Origin of the sequence: Brevundimonas sp. ZS04 (genome assembly GCF_001956865.1) — a bacterium.
Lineage (GTDB): Bacteria > Pseudomonadota > Alphaproteobacteria > Caulobacterales > Caulobacteraceae > Brevundimonas > Brevundimonas diminuta.
Genome location: NZ_MTHE01000020.1, coordinates 1 through 21,981, shown reverse-complemented (window position 1 = coordinate 21,981; position 21,981 = coordinate 1). Strand labels below are relative to the sequence as shown.

Genomic DNA, 21,981 nt, shown 5'->3' with positions numbered 1-21,981 from the left:
TTGCGGTTGAGCGACCAACCGTCGCGGGTTTAGGAAGCGCCTCATGACCAACGAATTGACCAAGGGCTATCACCGCTTCCGCCAGAATCGGTGGCCGTCCGAACGCGCCGAGTACGAAGCCCTGGCCGCCAACGGTCAGAAGCCGCACACCCTGGTCGTGGCCTGTTCCGACAGCCGCGCCGACCCGGCCCTGATCTTCGACACGGCGCCGGGCGAGCTGTTCGTGGTGCGCAACGTCGCCAACTTGGTCCCCCCCTATGAGCCGGACGGCAAGCTGCACGGCGTCTCGGCGGCGCTGGAGTTCGGCGTCAATGTGCTGAAGGTCAAACATGTCGTCGTCATGGGCCACGCCTCGTGCGGCGGGGTGAACGCCATGCTGAACGGCGCCCCCGCCAACTGTCAGGACTTCGTCGCCCCCTGGGTCGAGCAGGCCGCCCCCAGCGTGCGCCGCGCGGTCGAGACCCTGCCCGCCGAACAGGTCGAGTGCGCGGCCGAAGAAGCCGTGGTGCGCCTGTCGCTGGACAATCTGCGCACCTTCCCCTGGATCGCGGAAAAGGAGGCGGCGGGCGAACTGAAGCTCAGCGGCCTGCATTTCGGCATCGCGCTGGGCATCCTGTCCAAGCTGACGGGACCGGGACGGTTCGAGCGGCTGGACTGAGGCGTTCGGTCCGGCGCGGCGCCCTCGCCTCTGGCCGCGAACCGTGGCACACCCGGCGTGTTGCAACGGAAGACGTCATGGCCCCTGCCTACAAAGCCATCCCCAACATCCTGACCAGCCTGCGGCTAGCGGCCGGGATCGTCATGTTCCTGCTGCTGGCGGGCGCGACCAGCGGTTTTCCCTTCGTCTCGGCCTGGCTGAGCCCCGACGACCAGTTCGCCATGTACCGGACGGGCTTCTGGATCTTCGTCATCGCCGCCTCGACGGACTGGATCGACGGCTATCTGGCCCGTCGCTGGAACGCCACGACGCGCTGGGGCGCCATCCTTGACCCGATCGCCGACAAGATCCTGGTCACCGGCGCCGTGCTGGGCGTTCTGACGAGCGGCTCGGTGCAGCAGATCATCATCCCCTGCGGCCTGATCCTGTTCCGCGAGTTCGCGGTCTCGGCGCTGCGCGAAACCATGGCCGGGCGCATCAACCTGCCCGTCACCCTGGCCGCCAAGTGGAAGACGACGCTGCAGATGGTGGCGCTGGGCTGCCAGCTGTTCGCCCGCAACTGGGACGGCTGGGGTCTGCCGTTCGACTACCTGCCCGCCTTCCAGCTGTTCTCCGACGCCCTGATCTGGCTGGCCGCCATCGTCACCCTGTGGACCGGCTGGCAGTATTTCAGCGCGGCGCAAAAGCAGATGCGGGATCTCTAAATCCTTCTCCCCTTGTGGGAGAGGGTGGTCCGTCAGGACCGAATGAGGGGTGTTAGCGCGACGGCAAGAAAAAAGGGGCACAAGCTGCGGAGGTTGAACTTCAACCCGCACCGCCAACACCCCTCATCCGTCAGGCTCCGCCTGCCACCTTCTCCCAGAAGGGGAGAAGGACGTTAGAGCGCCTTCTCGAGCACCACGAACTCCAGCTCGCGCGTCTGAGGCAGGCCGAAGCGTTCGTCGTCCAGCGGAAACGGCCGCGTCTCGCCGGTCAGACGATAGCCGCGCCGCTCGTACCAGGCGATCAGCTCGGCGCGTTGGCGGATGACCGTCATCTCCATGCGCGTCGCGCCGAAACGGTCGATCGCCTCGGCTTCGGCGGCGGCGATTAGCCAACGACCAAGACCGCCCGCCTGGCGCCGCGGATCAACGGTCAGCAGGCCGAGATAGGCCAGGCCTTCGCCCTGTTTGGCCACCTGGACGCAGCCGGTCAGGACGCCGTCGATCTCGGCCAGCAGCAGCACCCGCGACGCATCGGCCAGGATGTCGCGCAGCTCCGCCTCATCCGTGCGCTGGCCGCCCAGAAGATCGGCTTCATGGGTCCAGCCCGCCTTGGCGCTGTCGCCGCGATAGGCGCTCTCGATCAGACGGTGCAGCGCCGGAACATCGTCCGGCGCGGCGGGACGGAAGGTCGCTTCGCTCACTGGACGCCCAGCTCGCTGAGCAGGTGATCCATGTCGTAGACGTCGCGCAGGGCCGTGGTCACGGCCTGGGTGGTGACGATGACGCTGCGGTTGACGTTGCGGTCATAGCCGTAGGCGTTGCGCTGGGTCAGGACAGTGGAGTCGAAGTTGGCGCCGATGATCTCGCCCTTGGCGTTGACGGCGGGCGAACCCGACGAGCCGCCGATGGTGTCAGACGAAACAGCCATGTTCATCACCGCATTGGGGTCGATGCGATCCTTGGCGGCCAGCAGTTTGGGCGCGACGTTGAAGGGCTCGGCGCCCGTCGCCCGGTCCCACAGGCCCGCGAAGGTGGTGAAGGCAGGGATACGCTGGCCCGGAACATCCGTGCCCTCGACCCGGCCGTAGGTCAGGCGCAGGGTGCCGGTGGCGTCTGGGTAGACGGCGTCGCCGAAGACGGCGAAGCGGGCGGCGGCCAGTTGCGCGGAGGCGCGGTCGGTCGGCGCCTTGACCTTGTCATCCCACTCGGTGCGGACGGCGCGGGCCTCGGCGTCGATGGCCAGGACATACTGGATCAGCGGGTCGGTCGAGGCCTGGACGGCGGGCAGGCCGCCTTCCCACAGGGCGCGGCGCACGGCGGGATCGGCCAGCCTGGTGCCCTCGATCAGGCGCGCGGACAGGGCCTCGGGGCTTTCCTTGCCCAACAGGGTGCGGGCGTAGGGGCTGTCGACCGTCAGCCATTCGCGGGTCTTGGACAGCCACCACTCCAGACGGATCTGCTCAAGTTCCGGATAGGTCGGCCGCTCGGCGAACAGGCTGGATTGCACGCCCGGCAGACGGCTGTCGGCGAACTCAGGCAGACGCTGGTCCGACGGCTTGGCGCGCTCCTGCGCCCCGCGCACGATGGCCCGCGCCCAGCTGAACAGCGGCGAGCCGCCCGCGACCGAGGTCGTGCCCATGCCCGTGCCGCCTTCCAGCAGGGCCATCGGGGCGTAGAGCTCGCGCGCGATCGGTTGCACCTCGGCCAGCGCGGCCCAGGGATCGCCGACTTCGGCCGACAGGGCTTCATTTTCGGCGACGCGGCGGTGGAAGACGGTCTCCTGACCGGCCAACTGGTCCATGAAGGCCGGGTCGATCAGGGCCGCCATGCGCCCACGGCCGCGCTTGTAGGTGTTCTCCACGCCGACGATGGGGTCCATGGCGATGAAGGCCTGTTCCTCGCCCTCTTCCGAATAGCGGATCAGACGGCCGCGCAGCTCCGACGCGATCAGCTGATCCAGCGGCAGCACCACGTCGCGGATGGTCATCAGCTGGGCCTGGGTCAGCAGGCGCTGGGTCGAGCCGGGGTTGCCGGTGACGAAGACGGGTTCGCCTTCGGTCGGCTTGTTCGGGTTCCAGGTGAAATGGGTCGGCGTCGCGGCGGGCTTGCCGTCTTCATACAGACGAATGAAGGCCGCATCGATGGCGAAGCGCGGGAAGGAGAAGTTGTCCAGGTCGCCGCCGAAGGTCGCGGCGCGGTCCTCCGGCGCCCAGGCCAGACGCACGTCGGAGTATTTGCGGAACTTGTAGAGCTTGAACTGACCGCCGCGATACAGGCTGACGACCTGGCAGCGGATCTTGGGATCGTTCCCGCAGGCCTCGGTCTCGATGCGGCCGGCCTCGGCCTCGCGCGCCTGAGTATAGGCCTGGCCGTCCAGGCCCTCGCCCGCCTTCTGGACACGCGCGGTGACGTCGGTGATGTCGGTCAGGATCTCAGCCGAGCCGCCGGGGCATTTCAGCTCCTCCTCGCGGCTCTTGGGCGTGAAGCCCGTCTCGGCGTATTGCAGCTGGGGCGTGGACAGGTTCGCGACGCAGGTGGCGACGCAGTGGTTGTTGGTCATCACCAGCCCCTCGGCCGAGATGACGCCCGCCGAGCAGCCGCCGAACTTCACCGAGGACTGGCGGACGCGGTCCAGCCAGGCCTGGTCGATGCTCGTGCCCAGCGTCTGATTGGCGCGGGCGATCGGGAAGTTGTCATAGGTCCACATGCCCTCTTCAGCCTGGGCCGAAGACGCGGCGGCGAAGGCCAGGACGGCGGCCGAGGCGAAAAGCGAAAGGGTGTGAGCAGGGCGCATGAAGTATCCTCGGCGTCGCCGCCTCGACCGTCGTCGAGGCCCAGGTTGCAGCTTCTGGAAGCCAGAGCCGTCTTGCGGTCAGTCTGAACAGAACCTGGACCGAAACCGCAACCCCTGCCGAGCGCATTCACAGGGCGCGTTCGCAGGTCTAGATTCGGCGAATGGCGAAACGAGACAGGGTTGAGGCGATGGCCGACGACTTCCCCCAGGGCGTGGCGCATCTGGTCCCGGACGACATGCGGGCGCGGCTGTCCTCCGATCCCGCAAGCCTGGAGCTGTGGCGGAGCCTGACGCCGCTGGGCCGCAATGAGTTCATCTGCTGGGTCGAAGACGCCAAACAGGCCGCCACCCGCCAGAAACGGATCGAACGTGCGGTCGAGGAACTGCACGAAGGCAAGCGCCGCCCCTGCTGCTGGGCGGGCTGCATCCACCGCACCGACAAGGCGCCCAGCCGCTGGCAGCAGGCCGTGCTCATCGAGAAGAAGGGCAAGCCGCAGTAGTCCTGAGCGGACAAAGAAAAAGGGGCGCCCGAAGACGCCCCTCAAATCCCGGACCTGAATCCGACAGGCTTAGCGACGCACGCCCAGTTCGCGCAGCAGGCGCGGCTGGTTGTAGACGGTGCGCAGGGCCTCGGTGACGGCGGCGGTCGAGACCGTCACCGTGCGGTTCAGCTCGCCGTCATAGCCGAACGAGCCGCCCAGGGAGTGGATGTTGCCGTCGAAGGCGGCGCCGATCACTTCACCCTTGGCGTTGATCACCGGCGAGCCGGAGTTGCCGCCGATAATGTCGTTGGTCGAGACGAAGTCGTAAACGACGTCCTTGTTGATCCGGTCCTGCGCCGCGACGAAACGTTCGGAGGCGTTGAACGGCTCGGCGCCGGTGGCGCGCTCGTACAGACCGCCCATGTAGGTGAAGGACGGCACGGTCACGCCGCGATGGGTCCAGCCCTTCACCTGGCCGTAGGACAGGCGCAAGGAGAAGGTCGCGTCGGGGTAGAGGTTGTCGCCATAGACGGCGAAGCGAGCCTGGGCGACCTTTTCCGCGGCGCGGGCGGTCGGGGCGTTGACGCCGGCGTCCCACTGGGTGCGGATCGCTTGCGCCGCATTGTCGTTGGCCAGGACGAAGGCGATCATCGGGTCGCCCGAGGCGGCCAGCTGCTCCGGCGTCATGGCCAGGGCCTCGGCGCGGAAGGCCGGGTCGATCAGGCGGCTCTGCACCAGGCGGGCGGCGATGACTTCGGGGCTTTCGGCGCCCAGCATGGCCTTCACGTCAGCGCTGTCGACCGTCAGATACTCGCGGGTCTTCAGCATCCAGTGCGACAGCTGGATCTCCTCGACGCCCAGCGGGATCGGCGCTTCCGAGGCCAGGCGACGGCCCAGGGCGGCGATGTCGCTGTCGGCGTAGCCGGCGCGGCGCTCAGCTGCGGGCTTGGCGCGCTCCTTCGACGCGCGGACGATCGACCGGGCGTAGGAATACAGGGTCGAGCCGCCGCCGGCGTTCGCCTCAAGCTGGCGATAGGGCAGGTAGAGGTCGCGGGCCGTGACCTGCACCTTCTCCAGATCGCCCCACGGGTCGCCGATGCGCTCGGCCACGGCCGGGTCGGCGGCGACGCGTTGACGCAGTTCAGCCTCTTCCTGGCGCTTCTTGCCCATGAAAGTCGGGTCCGTCAGGGCGCCCTGCTGGCCGTAGTAGACCTTGAAACTGTTCTCCAGACCGAAGATGGGGTCGAGGGCGACCCGCTTCTCTTCCTCGCCGGTCGTCGAATATTCGACCAGACGGCCGCGCAGTTCGGCGCTCTGGATCAGGGTGATCGGAATCTGCTGGTCGCGCAGACGCTCCAGCTGGCTGATGGTCAGCAGACGCGAGGTCGAGCCGGGGTTGCCCGCGACGAAGGTGACTTCGCCGTCGACCGGGGCGTTGGGATTCCACTTCAGGTGGTTGGGCGAGGCGACCGGCTTGCCGTCCTCATAGGCGCGCAGGAAGGCGGCATCGAGGGCGTAGCGCGGGAAGTTGAAGTTGTCCGGGTCGCCGCCGAAGAAGGCCGCCTGGAACTCCGGCGCGAAGGCCAGACGCACGTCTTCATACTTGCGGAACTGATAGAGGGCGTATTTGCCGCCGCGATAGAAGCTGATGACCTGGCAGGTCAGCTTGCGGTCGTCGCCGCAGGCTTCCTTCTGGATGGCGTCGATCTCGGCCGAACGGGCGGCGACGAAGGCGGCGCCTTCCAGACCCGAGCCGGCGCCCAGGACGCGCTCGGTCACGTCGGTGATGTCGGTCAGAACCTCGGCCGTCTGACCGGGGCAGGTCTTCTCTTCCTCACGCGTGGCGGGCATCCAGCCGTTCTTGACGTAGTCGTTCTGGGCCGTCGACAGATCCTGGACGCAGGAGATGACGCAGTGGTGGTTGGTCAGGATCAGGCCTTCGCCCGACACGAACGACGCCGAGCAGCCCTGCAGGCGCACCGCCGCGTTCCGCACGCGATCCAGCCACGACTGGTCGATGCGCGTGCCGTATTTGTCGTTCACCGTCTGGATGGGGAAGTTGTCGAAGGTCCACATGCCCTCGTCGGCGCGAGCAGCCGAAGCGGGGGCGTTGACCACCACGACGGCCATGCCGAGGGCGGCCAGGGAAGCCGTGAACGAAAGAGTGCGGCGAAGCGACATAGGCGTCTCCGAATAGGCGGGACACCACGCCACGCCTTGCTGTTGCGCGTCACTAGCCTTGCCGGGGGCGCTTCCTCAAGCCCCGTGACAAATCCGGCAGAGCCAGCCTTACCCCGATTTAACTTGGCCCGGGGGCGAGGCGCGGTCAGATAACAGCGCAAGTCAGGGGAATGAATACGCGTCATGTCGCTCGCGCTATCCACGCTGCTCTTCGAGTGGCGCCGCTATATGGCCGCCGTCATGGCGCTGGCCCTTTCGGGTCTGCTCGTGCTGGCCATGACCGGTGTCTTCATCGGCATCGGCAAGGGCTTCACCGCCCAGATCGAACGGTCCGGTGCGGACATCATGATCCTTCAACCGGGCGCCAAGAGCCTTATCAACGGGCCGTCGGGCGTGCCGCGTCGCTTCATCCCGCTGGCCTACAACCATCCCGAGGTGGTCGAGGTTCAGCCCCTGGACGGCGCCGGCGGCACCTTCCAGTCGGTCAATGAAGTCGACCCCACCCGCAGCCAAGCCGACAACGCCAAGCAGGGCGCTCCGCGTCTGAAATTCGTCCAGTCCAGCATCATCGACACCACGCCCGGCTCGGTCACCATTCCGACCGACTATTCACGCGAACTGGTCGACGCCCTGCGCCAGCCCTACACCGTCGCGGTCGATGAAACGGCGCTGACGACCCTGGGCGTCAAGCTGGGCGACAAGGCCCTGTACAACGGTCAGACCGTCACGGTCGTCGGCGTCACCCGCGGCTATCCCAACATGATGCAGCCCGGCGTGGTCATGTCGCGCGACACCCTGCGCATGCTGGGTCAGGCCGACACCGGCCCGCGCGTCGGCCCCCTGATGATCAAGATCAAGGATCCTGCCCGCGCCGCGATCGTGGTCGCCCAACTGAACACCATGGGCAACGGCCAGTGGAAGGCCTGGACCCGCCAGGATCTGGCCGACGCCAACGCCGGCGCCATGTTCGAAGAAGGCATCCTGGTCATCATCATCGGCGGCTGCGTGGTGCTGGGCATCATCATCGGCGTGGCCATCACCTGGCAGACCCTGCGCGGCGCCATCATGGCCAACATCAAGGAGTTCGCCTCGCTGCGCGCCCTGGGCGTGGGCATGGGATCCTTGCGCCGCATCGTCATGGAGCTGAGCTTCTGGGTCGGGGTGGTCGGCGTGGCCGCCGCCATCGGCCTGACCTGGCTGCTGTCCCTGTTCGCCATGTCCAAGGCGGTCATCATCGCCCTGCCCCTGCCGCTGCTGATCGTGGTGGGCGGCGGTCTGATCGCCATCGCCATGCTCTCGGGCTTCCTGTCCATGGGCATCCTGAAGAAAAGCCAGCCTGCGGACCTGCTGCGATGAACACTATGGCTTTTGGGCACACGAAAGTTCACGGCAAACATGGCGAGTTCGCCATCGAGGCCAAGGGGCTGATCAAGCGGTTCAAGTCCGGCAAGAACTACGTCGAAGTTCTGAAGGGCGTGGATTTCGACGCCCGCCACGGCGACCTGACCATGGTCATGGGGCCGTCGGGATCAGGCAAGTCGACGCTGATCGCCGCCCTGTCCGGTCTGCTGCGCCCCGAGGAAGGTCGCGTCGACGCGCTGGACGTGGACGACATGTGGAAGCTGTCGTCAGGCCGGATCGACAAGTTCCGTCTGGATCACTGCGGCTTCATCTTCCAGGGCTTCAACCTCTTCCCCTCGCTCAGCGCCCTGCAGCAGGTGACGACGGTGCTGAAGTTCCAAGGCCTGACGTCCGATCAGGCCAGGAAGCGCGCGACCCTGGCGCTGGAGGAGGTCGGCCTCGGCCATCGCCTGCACCAACGTCCGGCCGCCCTGTCCGGCGGCGAGAAGCAGCGCGTCGCTATCGCCCGCGCCCTGGCCAAGGATCCTCAGATCCTGTTCGCCGACGAGCCGACCTCGGCCCTGGACGGCGAGAACGGCCAGGTCGTGATCCGCCTGTTGCGACGGGCGGCGACCGAGCACGGCGCCGCCGTCATCTGCGTGACCCACGACCCGCGCCTCGAGGCCTGGGCCGACCGGGTCATCCACATCGAAGACGGCGTGATCATCGACGATCAGCGCCGCACCCCCAATCCCGACGCCGTTCTGGCCTCGCACTGACACCGATCCTCTGAGGACGCCTCACATGCCCGCTTTCCTGAAAAACAAATGGCTCTGGATCGGCCTCGCGCTGCTGATCGTGCTGCTCGTCGGCTTCACCATGGTCCGCTCCGCCGGCGCCGCCAAGAAGGCGGAAGCCGCCGCCGAGGCCGAGAAAAAGGTCGAAAGCCCCTATGCCGCCATCGCCAACGGCAAGGTCGACGTCGAGGGCGGCATCATCCAGATCGCCGCGCGCCGCGGCGGCGTGGTGCGCGAAGTCCTGGTGCAGGAAGGCGACCGCGTGACCGCCGGCCAGATCCTGGCCCGCCAGGAAGACGACGAGCCGCGCCTGGCGCTGCAGACCGCCGCCGCCAATCTGTCGGAAGCCGAGAGCCAGCTGCGCCTGATCAACGTCGACATCGCCACGGCCCAGCGCGAGTACGACCGCCTGCAGAAGCTGGTCTCGACCAACTTCGTCGCCGCCCAGCGCCTGGACCAGGCCCGCGACGCCATCGCCTCGGCCCAGGCGCGGCTCGGCTCGCAGCAGTCGGCTGTGCAGACCGCCCGCGCCCGCCGCGACGAGGCCGCCTACAACGTCGAGCTGACGGTCATTCGCGCCCCCGCTGACGGCCGCATCGTGCGCCGCTACGCCAACCCCGGCGCCGGCGCCTCGACGCTGAACGTGTCGAACATGTTCGATCTGGAGCCCGACGCCCCCCGCATCGCCCGCGCCGAGATCGTCGAGGCCGACATTCCGAACATCACCGCCGATCAAGCCGTGGAGATCACCCCGGAAGGCGACCCGTCGAAGGTCTATGTCGGCAAGGTTCTGCGCCGCGCCGCCGTCTTCGGCGCCCGCAAGCTGGCGTCGGACGACCCGTCGCAACGCACCGACGAGCGCGTGGTCGAGGTGGTGGTCGCCGTCGACGAGGCCCCGCTGCTGATCGGCCAGCGCGTTCTGGTCAAGTTCATGAAACCGGGCGAGACGGCCGGCGCCAAGCGCGACACCAGCATCGCCGGCGTCCCCGCCAACCGCTCGATGCAGACCCCGGCCCGCCGCTAAGCGGCCCGACGGACTGAAACGGAAAGGGGCCTCGCGAGAGGCCCCTTTTTTTTTTACTGTCCAGTCCTCTCCCGTCCCTCCCGACGGCGAAGGGCCTTAATGGATCATGCGCCCGTAAATTCCCCCGACCTCTTCTCCAGCACCGCCGTCACGCCTTCGATGTGGTCGTCGGTCAAATGGGCAAGGGCCTGCATGGCGGCCGACAACTCCAACATCTGATCGAAATTCATGTCGCGGCCCTGACGCAACAGGGTCTTGGCCATGCGCAGGGCCTGGGGCGGCTGGGCGGCGATCTGACCGGCCGTCTCCATCGCCTCGTCCATCAGGGTCTCATGCGGAACGACGCGATTGACCAGCCCCCATTTCTCGGCCGTCTCGGCGTCGATCGAGCGGGCCGTGAACAGCAGTTCGGCGGCGCGATTGTAGCCGATATTGCGGGGCAGCAGCCACGAACCGCCGTCGCCGGGAATGATGCCCAGCTTCATGAAGGGCACGCCGAAGCTGGCGCGGTCCGAGGCGATGCGGATGTCGCCCAGCCCGGCGATGTCGCAGCCCAACCCCATGGCCGGGCCGTTGACCGCCGTCACCAGCGGAATCTCAAGCCCGTAGAGGGCGCGCACGATACGGTGGACGACGCGGCGATAGCGTTCGCGGATGGCGGCGCCCGAGCCCTCGAACAGGTCGCGGCGGTCCTTCATCGCCTTCAGGTCGCCGCCTGCCGAAAAGGCGCGGCCGGCCCCCGTCATCACCACGCAGCGGATCGAAGGATCGGCGTTGACGGCGTCGCAGGCGGCGGCGAAGGCCTCGCCGTCCTCCAGGTCCGGCAGGGCGTTCAGACGGTCCGGCCGATCCAGGGTCCAGACCATGACCGCGCCTTTGCGCTCTTCGACGATCAGACCCATGCCGCGCTTCCTCTTCTCCAATGAAGCTGTGGGTGTCGGCCAGGGCGCGGCGGGATGGCAAGGGCGGAATTGAAAAACCCCGGTCGTTCTGACCGGGGCTTCTGGTTGGATCATCCAGTCTCGCGACTACGCGCGCGGCCGTTTGATCGTTATGGGCACGAAGTTGGACGGATGGCTGACCACGCGGTCGCCTGCGCCGTTCATCTGCTTCGTGTTCACCAGCATCCCGCCGAATAGGGCGAAGGACAGCATGGCGTGCTGGAGATTGCGCTCTTTGTTTTCGTTCATTTTTGGCGTCTCCTTTCGCTGAACGATGAAAGAAGACACGTCGTGCTTATTGGGACTCTCACCCTGTCAGTCGTTTCGCGTCGACGATGAAGATAGCGAAGCTGTGGAAAAAGTCAAGAATTATAGTCCGTTCTCGGACTCATTGTAGCGATAGCGTCACGAATCATGACCGAAGCCCCCGCTCCTCGCCCGCCGCGCCCCGTCGCCAGCCCATGCGTCATGGTCTGCACCGTCGACGGCGCATCGGGCCTGTGCCTGGGCTGTTTCCGCACGCTTCAGGAGATCGCCACTTGGAGCCGGATGACGGACGAGGCCCGCGCCGCCGTCATGACCGACCTGTCGGGCCGCAAGGGGCGGATCGATCCTCGCCTGCTGGGCGAATGAAGACCCTGGGTCGTCAACCTTTCGTTCGCCACGTCGCTTCACCGCATGGGAAGACCAAGCCGGCATAGTCCGCTTCATGATCCGCTTTGACCCGCGCTCCGCTGTCGTTTTCGCCGCCGCCCTGGCGTCGGCGTCGGCGTGCATCGGCGCCCTGATGTGGTGGGAAGGCCCGGCCCAGGCCTATGCCGCCGTGGCCGTGAAGGAGGCGCCGTCGGTGACGCGCGCGGCCGACGGCCACTACTGGGCCGAGGCGACCGTCGAGGGGCGGCCGATGCGGATGCTGGTCGACACCGGCGCCAGCGTGGTGACGCTGAGCCGCGCTGACGCCGATCGGCTGGGCGTGCGGCTGAAACCGCATGACTTCAACCAGACGCTGAACACCGCCTCAGGCCAGGTGCCCGCCGCGCGGGTGCTGCTGACCTCCCTGTCGGTGGCGGGGGTCGAAATGACTTCGGTCGAGGCCCTGGTCGTCGATCGCGACATGCCCGCGGCCCTGCTGGGCATGAGCTTCCTCGGCCGCCTGTCGGCCTTCGAGGCGCGGCCCGACGGCCTGATCCTGAGGGGCTGAACGCGCCTCAGCCGCGCCGGCCGAAGGGCACGACCTTGTTGTCCCGGTCATGGCCGATATCGGCGTCGCCCAGATAGGCGATGCCGGAGCGCACGCACCAGTACCGCACGATCTCCTCCGCCGTCAGACCGAAGTCGGGGTCGTTGACGGTGACGTCCGACACCCGGCCCAGACGGATGCCCGCGACACGGCGGATCGAGGCCTGACCGGTCAGGTGGAACATCATCCGGTCGACGCGATAGAGGGCCTCGGACACCTCTTCCAGCATCAAGACGTGGCCGGTCAGGTCCGGCTCGATCGCCGTGCCGACCAGTTCATTGAGGATGGTCAGGTTGAAGCCGACGGCGGGCCGAGGATCGGTCAGCAGCGACGGCTCCAGCGACGCCGCGTCGCCGCTCCGCAGCCAGTTCACCGCCCGCAGGCCCGCAGCGTCATGGCGCGATCCGTCCGAGGCCATCGGCCCGTGCGCGACATGGGGAAAGCCCGCGCGATACAGCGCCGCCAGCAGGCTGCCCGCGTCAGAATAGCCGAGGTAACGCTTGACGTAGGCGTGGGCGGTCAGCTCGGGGATCACCGCCTCGGCGATGCGGCAGGCGCCGTAGCCGCCGCGCGCGAACCAGACGGCGTCGATCTCGGGGTCGTTGGCGGTCTCGACGAAGGCGCGGGCGCGGGTGGCGTCATCGCCGCCGAAATGGCCGTGCGCCTCGAACAGGGCCGGATGCAGCACCAGCTCGACCTCGCCGCTCGGCCAGGTCGCCGCCGCCCAGGCCCGGATCGCCTCGCCCCGCGCGGGGTCCAGGCGGGAGCTGGCGTTGACGACGCCGATTCGGAACGGTCTGGTCTGCATGGACGGGGTGGCCTCGGGCGCCTCACGTGCTAGTCAGGCTGCCGGACATTCCCCGGTTTCCAGCCCTGAAATCAAGCCGATGAACAAAGACTATTTCTTCTGCGGCGTCGGCGGCTCCGGCATGCTGCCCCTGGCGATGATCGTTCAGGCGCAAGGCAACCGCATCGCCGGCTCCGACCGCGCCCTGGATCAGGGCCGCACGCCGGACAAGTTCGACTGGCTGCGCGCCCACGGCGTGACCCTGCACCCGCAGGACGGATCGGGCGTGGTCAGCAAGGATCAGGTGGTCGTCGCCACCGGCGCCGTCGAGGACACCGTGCCCGATATCGGCGCGGCCAAGCGCGTCGGCGCCCTCATCAAGACCCGTCCCCAGCTGCTCAGCGAACTGTTCAACGCGGCTCCGACCTCGATCGGCGTGGCGGGCACCAGCGGCAAGTCCACCATCACCGGCATGATCGCCTGGATCCTGGATCAGGCGGGCCGCACACCGACCGTGGTCAACGGCGCCGTGATGAAGAACTTCGCCGACGCCGACCACCCGTTCGCCAGCGCCCTGATCGGCGGAGCAAATGATGAGAATGGCCTGTTCGTCGCCGAGGTGGACGAGAGCGACGGCTCCATCGCCCGCTATGACCCGACCGTGGCGGTCGTCTCCAACATCTCGCTGGACCACAAGTCGATGGAGGAGCTGCGCGACCTGTTCGGCGGCTTCGTCGGCCGGGCGACGACGGCGGTGCTGAATCTCGACAACCCCGAGACGGCGGCGCTGGCGCAAACCCTGGAGACGGGCAAGGCGATCACCTTCGCCCTGGGCGAGGAAGAGGCCGATCTGTCAGCGCACGACCTGCAACCGCTGCCCACCGGCATGACGTTCGAGTTTCGCGTGCGCGGCGAGGCGGCGCGAGCCGCGCGGCTGAACGTGCCGGGCGCGCACAATGTCGCCAACGCCCTGGCGGCGCTGGGCGCAGTCAAGGCGCTGGGCGTCGGCATGGATCAGGCGGTCGCGGCGCTGGAGACCTTCAGCGGCATCCGGCGGCGGCTGGAGGTGGTGGGCGCGCGAAACGGCGTCACCGTCATCGACGACTTCGCCCACAACCCGGACAAGATCGCCGCCACCATGAAGACCCTGCATGCCTTCGACGGACGGTTGCTGATCCTGTTCCAGCCGCACGGCTTCGGCCCGCTGAAGCTGATGCAGCGCGAGTTCATCGAAGGCTTCGCCGGTCTGATGCGCCGTGACGACGTGCTGCTGATGCCCGAGCCAGTCTACTACGGCGGCACCACCGACCGCAGCGTCGGCAGCGAGGACATCGCGGCGGGCGTGCGCGCGGCGGGCCGTCAGGCGCAGGCCCTGGCCACCCGCGCCGACTGCGGCGACCGCATCGTCGAGATCGCCCAGCCCGGCGACCGGATCGTGGTGATGGGCGCGCGCGACGACAGCCTGTCGACCTTTGCGGCCGAACTGCTGGCTCGCCTCTGATCATCCGCTCTCGGATTATCTGTAAGATTAGCCTTGCAAAACATTCACTTCCGGCAAATCGCCTGTTAAGCGCCCTGGCCTAACCCTGCTCGCGCAAAACGCAGGGGGCGGCTGGGAATGGCCAGAATCGGAGATTTCGTGGACGCCTCGGCGCCCATGGCGCCGGACGCGCCAGGGGCGGACGCCCTCGCCCGTTTCGAGGCCGAGCCCGAGACCCTGGTCATCGCCGTAGCCGACGCCGACGGACACCCCGTCGGCCTGATCGAGCGCAACGCCTTCACCCTGAAGCTGGCCGCCGAGTTCGGCCGCGCCCTTTACGCTCGACGCCCGATCTCGGCCCTGATGGACCCTGATCCGATGATGGTCGAAGCCGACGCCTCGGCCGATGTCCTGTTCGCCTCAATGGATACGGCGGGGCTCGGCGCCTTGTTGAAAGGGTTCATCGTCGTCTCGCGCGGCCGCTATGTCGGGGTCGGAGCCGGGCTGCACGTGCTTCAGGCCGGGGTGGCGATCCACAAGCGCCGCGCCGAGGCCATGGCCGAGCTGGCCCAGAACCTGGTCCGCGCCGAGGCCGAGGCCCGCGCCTCCAGCCGGGCCAAGTCCGAATTCCTGGCCGTGATGAGCCATGAGATCCGCACGCCCCTGAACGGCGTGCTGGGGGTGGCCGCCCTGATGGAGCGCCAGCTGACGCAGGAGGATCTGCGCCCCCACGTCCGCACCATTCTGGACTCCGGCGCCAGCCTGCTGCGCCTGCTGACCGATGCGCTGGACATGTCCCGCGCCGAAGCCGGGATGCTGACGCTGGAGCCCGCCCCTCTGGACCTTCAGGCGGTGACGGCGGACCTGTCGGCCCTGTGGAGCCCTCGCGCCGAAGAGAAGGCGCTGGACCTGCGCGTCCACGGCGATCTGCGCGCCGCGCGCTGGATCATCGGCGACGAGATGCGGCTGAAGCAGCTGTTGAACAATCTGATCGGCAACGCCCTGAAGTTCACGGAAGACGGCGCCGTCGAGGTGCGCGTGGACACGGCGCTAGAGGACGGACAGGTGTGTCTGTCGGCGACGGTCGACGACAGCGGACCCGGCGTCAGCGAGGACGCCGCGCGCGCCATCTTTGAACCCTTCAACACCGGCGAAGCGGGCCGCCAGGGCGCGGGCGCGGGGCTGGGTCTGGCCATCTGCCGCCAGATCATAGACCGCATGGACGGGCGCCTGGCGGTCGAACGATCACCCCAGGGCGGGGCGCGCTTCCGCTTCGAGCTGCGCCTGCCGCTGGCCGAGGCCGATGGACGCCGCAACGACGGCGCCATGGCCGATCCCACCGCCCACCCCACCCTGCACGTCCTGGTGGTGGACGACAACGCCGCCAATCGCTTTGTGGCGGGCAAGGTGCTGGAGTTGTTCGGCTGCACCCACGAAACAGCCGAGAACGGTCGTCAGGCGGTCGAGTGCGCGACGACGGCGCCCTTCGACCTGATCCTGATGGACGTGAAGATGCCGGTGATGGACGGGGTCGCCGCCACCCGCGCCATCCGCGCCCTGCCCGGCCCCGCGTCCGCCCTGCCGATACTTGCGCTGACGGCCAACGCCGACCCGCGCGACGAGGCGGACTATCTGGCGGCGGGAATGGACGGGGTGGCGCAGAAGCCGATCCAGCCTGAGGCCCTGCTGAACGCCATCCGCCTGGTCCTGTCGCGCGAACAAACCGCTCAGGCCGCCTGACTGGATCAGCGGCGCCGATAGTCGCAGTTGCAAGTCATTTGCATTTCATGGCAAGGCCAGGGCGTGACCGACGCCGCCGCCTCTTCCGTCAAGCCCGCCGCCCAGCCGAAGGCCAAGGCCGCACGGCCGCCTGCGCGCGCCTTCTGGTTGAGGCAGTTGCAAAGCTGGCACTGGATTTCGGCGGCGGTCAGCATGATCGGCCTGCTGCTATTCGCCGTGACGGGCGTCACCCTGAACCACGCCGCACAGATCCCGGCCGAGGCCGTGGTGCGCGAACAGACCGCCGTCCTGCCCGTCCCGCTGCTAGCGCGGCTGGCGACGTTTCCGCAGGAGACGACCGATCCCGCGCCCGACGCTGTGGCGCGCTGGGCGGACGCGGCCTTCGACGTCCGCATCGCCGGAAAGCCGACCGAGACGACGGCCGAGGAAATCTACGTCGCCCTGCCCATGCCCGGCGGGGACGCCTGGCTGACCATCGACCGGGCGACGGGCGAGGCCCTGCATGAAAAGACCACGCGCGGCTGGGTCGCCTGGCTCAACGACCTGCACAAGGGCCGCAACACCGGCGCGGCCTGGTTCTGGTTCATCGACGTCTTCGCCGTCGCCTGTATCGTCTTCACCCTGACGGGGCTGGGCCTGTTGTGGCTGCACGCCTGGCGGCGGCCCCTGACCTGGCCGCTGGTCGGGCTGGGGCTGCTGATCCCTGTCGTGCTCGCCCTGTTCTTCATCCATTGAGGAGCCGCCTCATGCGTCCGCTTCCCCTGATCCTGACCGCTGCGGGTCTTTCAGCGGCCGCCGCGCCTGCCCTGGCCGCCGATTTGTCGGTGTCGATCGAGCTGCCGCGCATCAACAGCGCCGCCTATCACCGCCCCTATGTCGCCGTGTGGATCGAAAAGCCGGATCAGAGCGCGGTCCAGACCCTGGCCGTCTGGTATCACCCCGGCAGCCGCAACAGTCAGGGCGACGGCACAGACTGGCTGAGGGATTTGCGCGCCTGGTGGCGCAAGGGCGGCCGGGCCATGGCCATGCCCGCCGACGGAATCTCCGGCCCGACCAAGGCCCCCGGCCGCCATGCCGTCAACGTGCCCGGCGCGCGCCTGCGGAACCTGCCCGCCGGGCAGTACACGCTGGTCGTCGAGGCGGCGCGCGAGATGGGCGGGCGCGAGTCCGTGCGCGTGCCCTTCCGCTGGGGCGCGGCCAATACGGCCTCCGGGACGGGATCATCCGAACTGCGCGCCGTGCGCGTCGCCGTGACCCGCTGAACGATCCCAGTCATAAGGGGCCTTCGTCTCTTTCAGCCAGACCGTTGCGCCGCCCATGAAACGATCCGCCTCCGCCCCCTCGCCGATCCTGATCGGAGGGCCGGACGACAGCCGACGCGACGACCGCGTTCTGATCCCGCCCATGACCGGCGCGCCCGAACGGCCGCCCAGCGACCTGATCTGGTCGCTGTCGGGGAAGACCATGGGCACGGCCTGGTCGGTGCGGCTGGTTCCGCCGCCGGGCGCCGCCCAGGGCGATTTCGCGACGGCGATCGAGGAAGAACTGGCCCGCATCGTCGCCGTCTTCAGCCCGTGGGAGGTCGACAGCGAGATCTGCCGTTTCAACGCCGCCCCGGCCGGAACCTGGGCTCTGTCGGACGACTTCTGGGCCCTGTTGACCCAGGCGCTGGATCTGGCCGACGACGTCAACGGCGCGGTCGATCCCAGCCTGGGCGCCCTGATCGACCTGTGGGGCTTCGGCCCGCCGGGACCGCGCTCGGTCCTGCTGCCCCTGCCGTCCGACGAAGAGATCGAGGCGGCGCGCGCCGTCTCGGGCTGGCAGAAGCTGCGGCTGCACCGCGAAGCTCAGGCGGCGATCCAGATCGGCGGCATGAAGCTGGACTTCTCGGGCATCGCCAAGGGCCATGCGGTCGATCGCGTCTCGGACCGGCTGAGCGCCCTGGGCGCGACCTCGCACCTGGTCGAGATCGGGGGCGAGCTGAAGGGACGCGGCGTCAAGCCCGACGCCCAACCCTGGTGGGTCGAGATCGAAGCCGTCGCCGGATCGCCCGCGCCGCGCACGGTCGCCGCCTTGCTCGACCTGGCCATGGCGACTTCGGGCGACGGGCGCCGCGCCTTCACCCATGGGGGGCGGCTCTATTCGCACACCCTGGACGGCGCGACGGGGCGGCCGGTCGACAACGGCCTGGCCCAGGTCACGGTCTTCGACGCCTCGGCCATGCGCGCCGACGCCCTGGCCACGGCGCTGACCGTGCTGGGACCGATCGAGGGGCCCGAACTGGCCGAGGCCCTGGGCCTGGCCGCTCATTTCACCGAACGCACGCCTGACGGCCTGATCGAGCGCATGACCCCCGCCTTCGCCGCCATGCTGGACGACGCCTGAGGGAGCGTCAGACCTCCGACCAACGCCGCAGCAGGTTGTGATAGACGCCGGTCAGCTCGATCACCGCCGCGTCCTTCGGTCCTTTGTTCAGATTGACGCGCTGGATCGCCACGTCGAGGCGGAACAGGTTCTCGCGGTCAGCGTCGTCGCGGATCAGGCTCTGCAGCCACATGAAGCTGGAGACGCGCGCGCCGCGCGTCACGGGCGTCACCCGGTGCAGGCTCTTGGACGGATAGAGAACCAGATCGCCCGCCGGCAGCTTGACCGACTGGGCGCCGTACATCTCCTCGATGATCAGTTCGCCGCCGTCATAGTCCTCAGGCTCCGACAGGAAGAGGGTGGCCGACAGATCGCTGCGAATGCGATGGCCGTCGCGTTGGCGGATGGCGTTGTCGACGTGAGTGCCGAACTCGCCGCCGCCCTCATAACGGTTGAACAGGGGCGGAAAGATCGTGTGCGGCAGGGCCGCCGAGACGAACATCGGATTGGCGTTCAGCGCCTGGACGACCAGGGCCGACACCTCGCGCGCCTGGGCGCTGTCCTCGGGCAGTTGCTGATTGCGCTTGGCCGTCGCCGACTGATGGCCCGAGGTCATGTTGCCGTCGGCCCAGGGTCCGGCGTCCAGCGTCCGACGCAGGGCCTTCACCTCGGCCTTGGTGAAGACTTCGGGGATGTGCAGCAGCATAGCTCTCTCACCGTCTGGAAACGCATCGGCCCCGCCGCTCGAACGAACGACGGGGCCGACATGATGGCGCGAAACGCGGCCTCTTAGTAGCGGACGTTCAGCGTCAGGATCGCCTGGCGCGCCGGGGCCACATCGGCGTGGTGCACGCCGTTGGTGCGGATGATGTACTCCTCATCCCCGGCGTTCTGGACGTTCAGCTGCAGCGAGGCGCGGTCGTTGATGTCGTAAGAGGCGAACAGGTCGACGCGGGTGTATTCCGGCGCATAGACGCGGTTGGCGCCGCCGCCGGCCCCGCCCTGGTTCCCGCCCCAGGACTTGGAGACGTAATAGACGCCGCCGCCCAGGCTCAGCTTCGGCAGGACGCGGTAGGTGGTGAACAGGCTGGCGCTGTGCTCGGGCGTATTGGCCAGCGGATCGCCCAGGTTGACGCTGCTATAGGCGCCGCGCACCAGTTCGGAGTCCATCCAGGTGTAGCCGCCGAAGACCTGCCACTTGTCGGTGATGTTGCCCGACACGCCCAGCTCCACGCTCTGCACCCTGGTCTCGCCCGCCTGCTCGAACAGGCCCGGCGCCACTTCGATGGCCGCGTCCTTGCGCGTCAGGTGAAACAGGGCGCCGCTGAGCGCCAGACGGTCGTCGAACAGATTGGCCTTGGCGCCGATTTCGAAGCTCTCGGTCTGCTCCGGATCCAACACCGTGCTGGCCAGGTTGCCGCTGCCTACGCCACCGACGCCGTTCTGATCGCCCGCCGAGATCGTGGGCGGCGTCGAAGCGGTCGAGAAGGAGGCGTAGACGCTGCTGTTCGCCGTCGGCTTGTAGACCAGACCCACCTGATAGTTGACGAAGTCCCAGTCCGCCTCGCGCATGACAGGCGCCGTAGCGCCGCGCGGCAGCTCCGTGCCTTCGACGTCATAGCGGTCGTAGCGCAGGCCCAGGTTCAGCTTCCACCGCTCGCCCAGGCTGACGGAATCAAAGGCGTAAAGCCCCAGCGCATCCGTGTCCGAATAGGTCTCGGTCCCGCGCGTGATCGTGCCCGTCCACGGGTCGTTCGGGTTCGGCGCATAGACCTGGATGCAGTCCAGCCCCGTCAGCGGCGCCGGGCAGGCCGTGCCGGTCAGGGTCGTGACATTATAGGAAGCGTTGCGGTTCTTCTCGCGCGCCAGCTCCAGACCGACGTCGAAGTCATGCTTGATCGAACCGGTCAGGAAGGAGCCGTGCAGGTCGGTGACGTTGGCCAGGGTCTCGGCCGGGTTCCAGCGCGACTTCAGGCCCCGCTTCATCCACCAGACGCCGTTGATCTGCTGAGCCGCGCCGCCGTCGCCGGGGTTGGTGACGACATAATCGTTCAGCGTCTGCGAGTAGCGGGTGACGTTGCGCAGGGCCAGGGTGTCGCTGAAGCGATGCTCGACCTCCAGCGTCAGGCTGTCGACCGTATTGTTCAGATAGTCGCGCGCCTTCAGGCCGTAGAAGCTGTCATAGGGCACGTCCAGCACGCCCGAGGCGTCCGGGCGCGGCCCGGTCGCCCCGCCCAGCTTGGTGTAGAGCGGGACGCCGTAGTCGGGCGTCTGATTGCTGTCGAGATGGTAGTAGCTGACCGTCAGCATCGTCGGCGCGCCCAGGCCCACGGCGACCGCAGCCCCGACGCCCCACTTGTCGAAGTCGACGCCGTTGCGGCCCGGCACGTCGCCCTGCGAGGCCATGACGTTCAGGCGCATGGCGGCGGTCGGACCGACCTGCCAGTTGGCGTCCACCGCGCCGCGCAGATAGTCGTCCGTGCCGACGCCGGCCGAGCCATGGACGAAGTTGGTCAGACGCGGCGACTTGGAGCCCAGATTGATGCTGCCGCCGCCCGAACCGCGACCCGAGTAAACGGAATCGGCGCCCTTGATGACCTCGACCTGCTCCAGGTTGAAGACCTCGCGCTGCTGGCCGCCGGTGTCGCGGATGCCGTCGACGAAGATGTTGTTGCCCGACGCCTGACCGCGGATGAAGGGCCGGTCGGCCAGGGGCTGCCCGCCTTCGCCCGCGCCGAAGGTGATGCCCGGCGAGGTGCGCAGGATGTCCTGCAAGGAGGTGGCGGCGGTCTGTTCGATGATCTGCTGCGGGATCACCGTCACGGTGCGCGGCGTATCGACCAGAGGCGTGACGAACTGCGGGTCTTTCGGCTCGCGCTTCACGCGATGGCCGTGCACGTCCACCGTGCCCAGGTTGGTGGCGTCCTGACTGATCACCCCATCGGCGGGCGCGGCCTCGTCAGTCGCCGCGATCGCGGGCGCGGCGCACAGCATCCCGGCGGCGCTGGACGCGAACAGGAGCGCCTTGAGGGCGGCGGAGCGGGTGTCGGACATGAGGAGGAACCGGCCATTGATTGAGACCGGCTCGCATTAGCACCATTTCAGGGTGCGACAATCTGACTCCTGCGACTAAATCGCACTTGCGGATCAGGTGTCACACGCAGGTCACACCTGGGGCTTGGCGACCGCCTTGATCGACACTGTCGGATCGGCCAGCAGGGCGTCGTCCACCGCCGTCCCCTTCCCGATCAGCATCCGCCCGCCCATGAAGTCGGCCGGGGCGTTGACCGCCTCCACCGCCACGATCCTGTCGCCGCTCAGATGGAAAACCGAGAAAGCGCCGCCGGCTAGGTCGCCGCGCACCAACTGCCGGTCGGCGTCGAAGGGCACGCCCGCGATCTGCAGCTTGACGTCATACTGGTCGGACCAGAACCACGGCACTTCCGGC

Annotated in this window: 22 protein-coding genes; 13 read left to right on the top strand and 9 right to left on the bottom strand. The window is 68.1% G+C overall.

Features of this window, described 5'->3' with window-relative positions; all coding sequences use genetic code 11:
* The first annotated feature begins 43 nt into the window (after positions 1 to 43).
* Together BJP32_RS15565 and pgsA are read left to right on the top strand one after the other, a co-directional pair.
* Positions 44 to 658: a carbonic anhydrase gene (locus BJP32_RS15565; protein WP_046652243.1), complete on the top strand. Its 615-nt coding sequence runs from the start codon at positions 44 to 46 to the stop codon at positions 656 to 658.
* A gap of 77 nt (positions 659 to 735) precedes the next feature.
* The gene (gene pgsA, locus BJP32_RS15560) at positions 736 to 1,362 is read left to right on the top strand and encodes a CDP-diacylglycerol--glycerol-3-phosphate 3-phosphatidyltransferase (protein ID WP_003166118.1); all 627 of its coding nucleotides are present in this window, start codon (positions 736 to 738) and stop codon (positions 1,360 to 1,362) included.
* 173 nt (positions 1,363 to 1,535) lie between these two features.
* Here pgsA and BJP32_RS15555 read toward each other — a convergent pair whose 3' ends face one another.
* A complete protein-coding gene (locus tag BJP32_RS15555) occupies positions 1,536 to 2,063 on the bottom strand; it encodes a GNAT family N-acetyltransferase (protein ID WP_046652245.1) in 528 nt (175 codons plus the stop codon).
* Positions 2,060 to 4,156 (bottom strand): S46 family peptidase, encoded by a 2,097-nt coding sequence (locus BJP32_RS15550; protein ID WP_076224743.1) that lies wholly within the window; start codon positions 4,154 to 4,156, stop codon positions 2,060 to 2,062. The genes BJP32_RS15555 and BJP32_RS15550 overlap by 4 nt, the downstream gene beginning before the upstream one ends.
* A 161-nt stretch (positions 4,157 to 4,317) precedes the next feature.
* Between BJP32_RS15550 and BJP32_RS15545 the strand changes: the two genes are divergently transcribed.
* Positions 4,318 to 4,656 (top strand): YdeI/OmpD-associated family protein, encoded by a 339-nt coding sequence (locus BJP32_RS15545; RefSeq protein WP_233126869.1) that lies wholly within the window; start codon positions 4,318 to 4,320, stop codon positions 4,654 to 4,656.
* Positions 4,657 to 4,725: 69 nt separating this feature from the next.
* On the opposite strand, the gene BJP32_RS15540 is transcribed toward BJP32_RS15545, so the two are convergent.
* Entirely contained in the window at positions 4,726 to 6,819 is a 2,094-nt protein-coding gene (locus BJP32_RS15540; protein ID WP_076224741.1) for a S46 family peptidase, read from the bottom strand.
* Between the two features lie 183 nt (positions 6,820 to 7,002).
* Between BJP32_RS15540 and BJP32_RS15535 the strand changes: the two genes are divergently transcribed.
* From BJP32_RS15535 to BJP32_RS15525, 3 genes are read left to right on the top strand one after another with little or no spacing between them, the layout of a single operon-like run.
* The gene (locus BJP32_RS15535) at positions 7,003 to 8,175 is read left to right on the top strand and encodes an ABC transporter permease (protein ID WP_040346171.1); all 1,173 of its coding nucleotides are present in this window, start codon (positions 7,003 to 7,005) and stop codon (positions 8,173 to 8,175) included.
* A 5-nt stretch (positions 8,176 to 8,180) separates the two neighbouring features.
* Positions 8,181 to 8,939, top strand: a complete 759-nt coding sequence (locus BJP32_RS15530) for an ABC transporter ATP-binding protein (protein WP_003166124.1) — start codon at positions 8,181 to 8,183, stop codon at positions 8,937 to 8,939.
* A gap of 25 nt (positions 8,940 to 8,964) precedes the next feature.
* Positions 8,965 to 9,981 carry an HlyD family secretion protein gene (locus tag BJP32_RS15525; RefSeq protein WP_003166125.1) on the top strand — a complete coding sequence of 339 codons (1,017 nt, stop codon included), beginning with the start codon at positions 8,965 to 8,967 and terminating at the stop codon, positions 9,979 to 9,981.
* Positions 9,982 to 10,085: 104 nt separating this feature from the next.
* On the opposite strand, the gene BJP32_RS15520 is transcribed toward BJP32_RS15525, so the two are convergent.
* Together BJP32_RS15520 and BJP32_RS17530 are read right to left on the bottom strand one after the other, a co-directional pair.
* The gene (locus BJP32_RS15520; RefSeq protein WP_076224739.1) at positions 10,086 to 10,883 is read right to left on the bottom strand and encodes a crotonase/enoyl-CoA hydratase family protein; all 798 of its coding nucleotides are present in this window, start codon (positions 10,881 to 10,883) and stop codon (positions 10,086 to 10,088) included.
* Positions 10,884 to 11,009: 126 nt separating this feature from the next.
* On the bottom strand, positions 11,010 to 11,171 hold the full coding sequence (locus tag BJP32_RS17530) for a hypothetical protein (protein WP_162938831.1): 162 nt from the start codon (positions 11,169 to 11,171) through the stop codon (positions 11,010 to 11,012).
* A 165-nt stretch (positions 11,172 to 11,336) separates the two neighbouring features.
* On the opposite strand from BJP32_RS17530, the gene BJP32_RS15515 reads away from it, so the two are divergent.
* Together BJP32_RS15515 and BJP32_RS15510 are read left to right on the top strand one after the other, a co-directional pair.
* A complete protein-coding gene (locus tag BJP32_RS15515) occupies positions 11,337 to 11,555 on the top strand; it encodes a DUF1289 domain-containing protein (protein WP_040346181.1) in 219 nt (72 codons plus the stop codon).
* A gap of 76 nt (positions 11,556 to 11,631) precedes the next feature.
* On the top strand, positions 11,632 to 12,123 hold the full coding sequence (locus BJP32_RS15510) for a TIGR02281 family clan AA aspartic protease (protein ID WP_076224737.1): 492 nt from the start codon (positions 11,632 to 11,634) through the stop codon (positions 12,121 to 12,123).
* A gap of 7 nt (positions 12,124 to 12,130) precedes the next feature.
* On the opposite strand, the gene BJP32_RS15505 is transcribed toward BJP32_RS15510, so the two are convergent.
* Positions 12,131 to 12,970, bottom strand: a complete 840-nt coding sequence (locus BJP32_RS15505; RefSeq protein WP_003166130.1) for an LD-carboxypeptidase — start codon at positions 12,968 to 12,970, stop codon at positions 12,131 to 12,133.
* Positions 12,971 to 13,049: 79 nt separating this feature from the next.
* Between BJP32_RS15505 and murC the strand changes: the two genes are divergently transcribed.
* The 5 genes from murC (at position 13,050) to BJP32_RS15480 (ending at position 18,554) form a co-directional block, all read left to right on the top strand.
* On the top strand, positions 13,050 to 14,450 hold the full coding sequence (gene murC / locus BJP32_RS15500; protein ID WP_076224735.1) for a UDP-N-acetylmuramate--L-alanine ligase: 1,401 nt from the start codon (positions 13,050 to 13,052) through the stop codon (positions 14,448 to 14,450).
* A 117-nt stretch (positions 14,451 to 14,567) separates the two neighbouring features.
* Positions 14,568 to 16,169, top strand: a complete 1,602-nt coding sequence (locus tag BJP32_RS15495) for an ATP-binding protein (RefSeq protein WP_076224734.1) — start codon at positions 14,568 to 14,570, stop codon at positions 16,167 to 16,169.
* A gap of 63 nt (positions 16,170 to 16,232) precedes the next feature.
* Complete coding sequence (locus BJP32_RS15490) at positions 16,233 to 16,904, top strand: PepSY-associated TM helix domain-containing protein (RefSeq protein ID WP_076224732.1); 672 nt, start codon at positions 16,233 to 16,235, stop codon at positions 16,902 to 16,904.
* A gap of 11 nt (positions 16,905 to 16,915) precedes the next feature.
* Positions 16,916 to 17,431, top strand: a complete 516-nt coding sequence (locus tag BJP32_RS15485) for a DUF2271 domain-containing protein (protein WP_046652257.1) — start codon at positions 16,916 to 16,918, stop codon at positions 17,429 to 17,431.
* A 55-nt stretch (positions 17,432 to 17,486) separates the two neighbouring features.
* A complete protein-coding gene (locus tag BJP32_RS15480; protein ID WP_052747969.1) occupies positions 17,487 to 18,554 on the top strand; it encodes an FAD:protein FMN transferase in 1,068 nt (355 codons plus the stop codon).
* A 7-nt stretch (positions 18,555 to 18,561) separates the two neighbouring features.
* Here the strand turns inward: BJP32_RS15480 and BJP32_RS15475 are convergent, their stop codons facing one another.
* The 3 genes from BJP32_RS15475 to BJP32_RS15465 all read right to left on the bottom strand — a co-directional run.
* Entirely contained in the window at positions 18,562 to 19,239 is a 678-nt protein-coding gene (locus tag BJP32_RS15475; protein WP_046652258.1) for a Fe2+-dependent dioxygenase, read from the bottom strand.
* Positions 19,240 to 19,322: 83 nt separating this feature from the next.
* Positions 19,323 to 21,587 carry a TonB-dependent siderophore receptor gene (locus BJP32_RS15470; protein WP_076224730.1) on the bottom strand — a complete coding sequence of 755 codons (2,265 nt, stop codon included), beginning with the start codon at positions 21,585 to 21,587 and terminating at the stop codon, positions 19,323 to 19,325.
* A gap of 111 nt (positions 21,588 to 21,698) precedes the next feature.
* On the bottom strand, positions 21,699 to 21,981 hold a 283-nt coding region (locus BJP32_RS15465; protein WP_304528518.1), incomplete at its 5' end, for an oxidoreductase C-terminal domain-containing protein.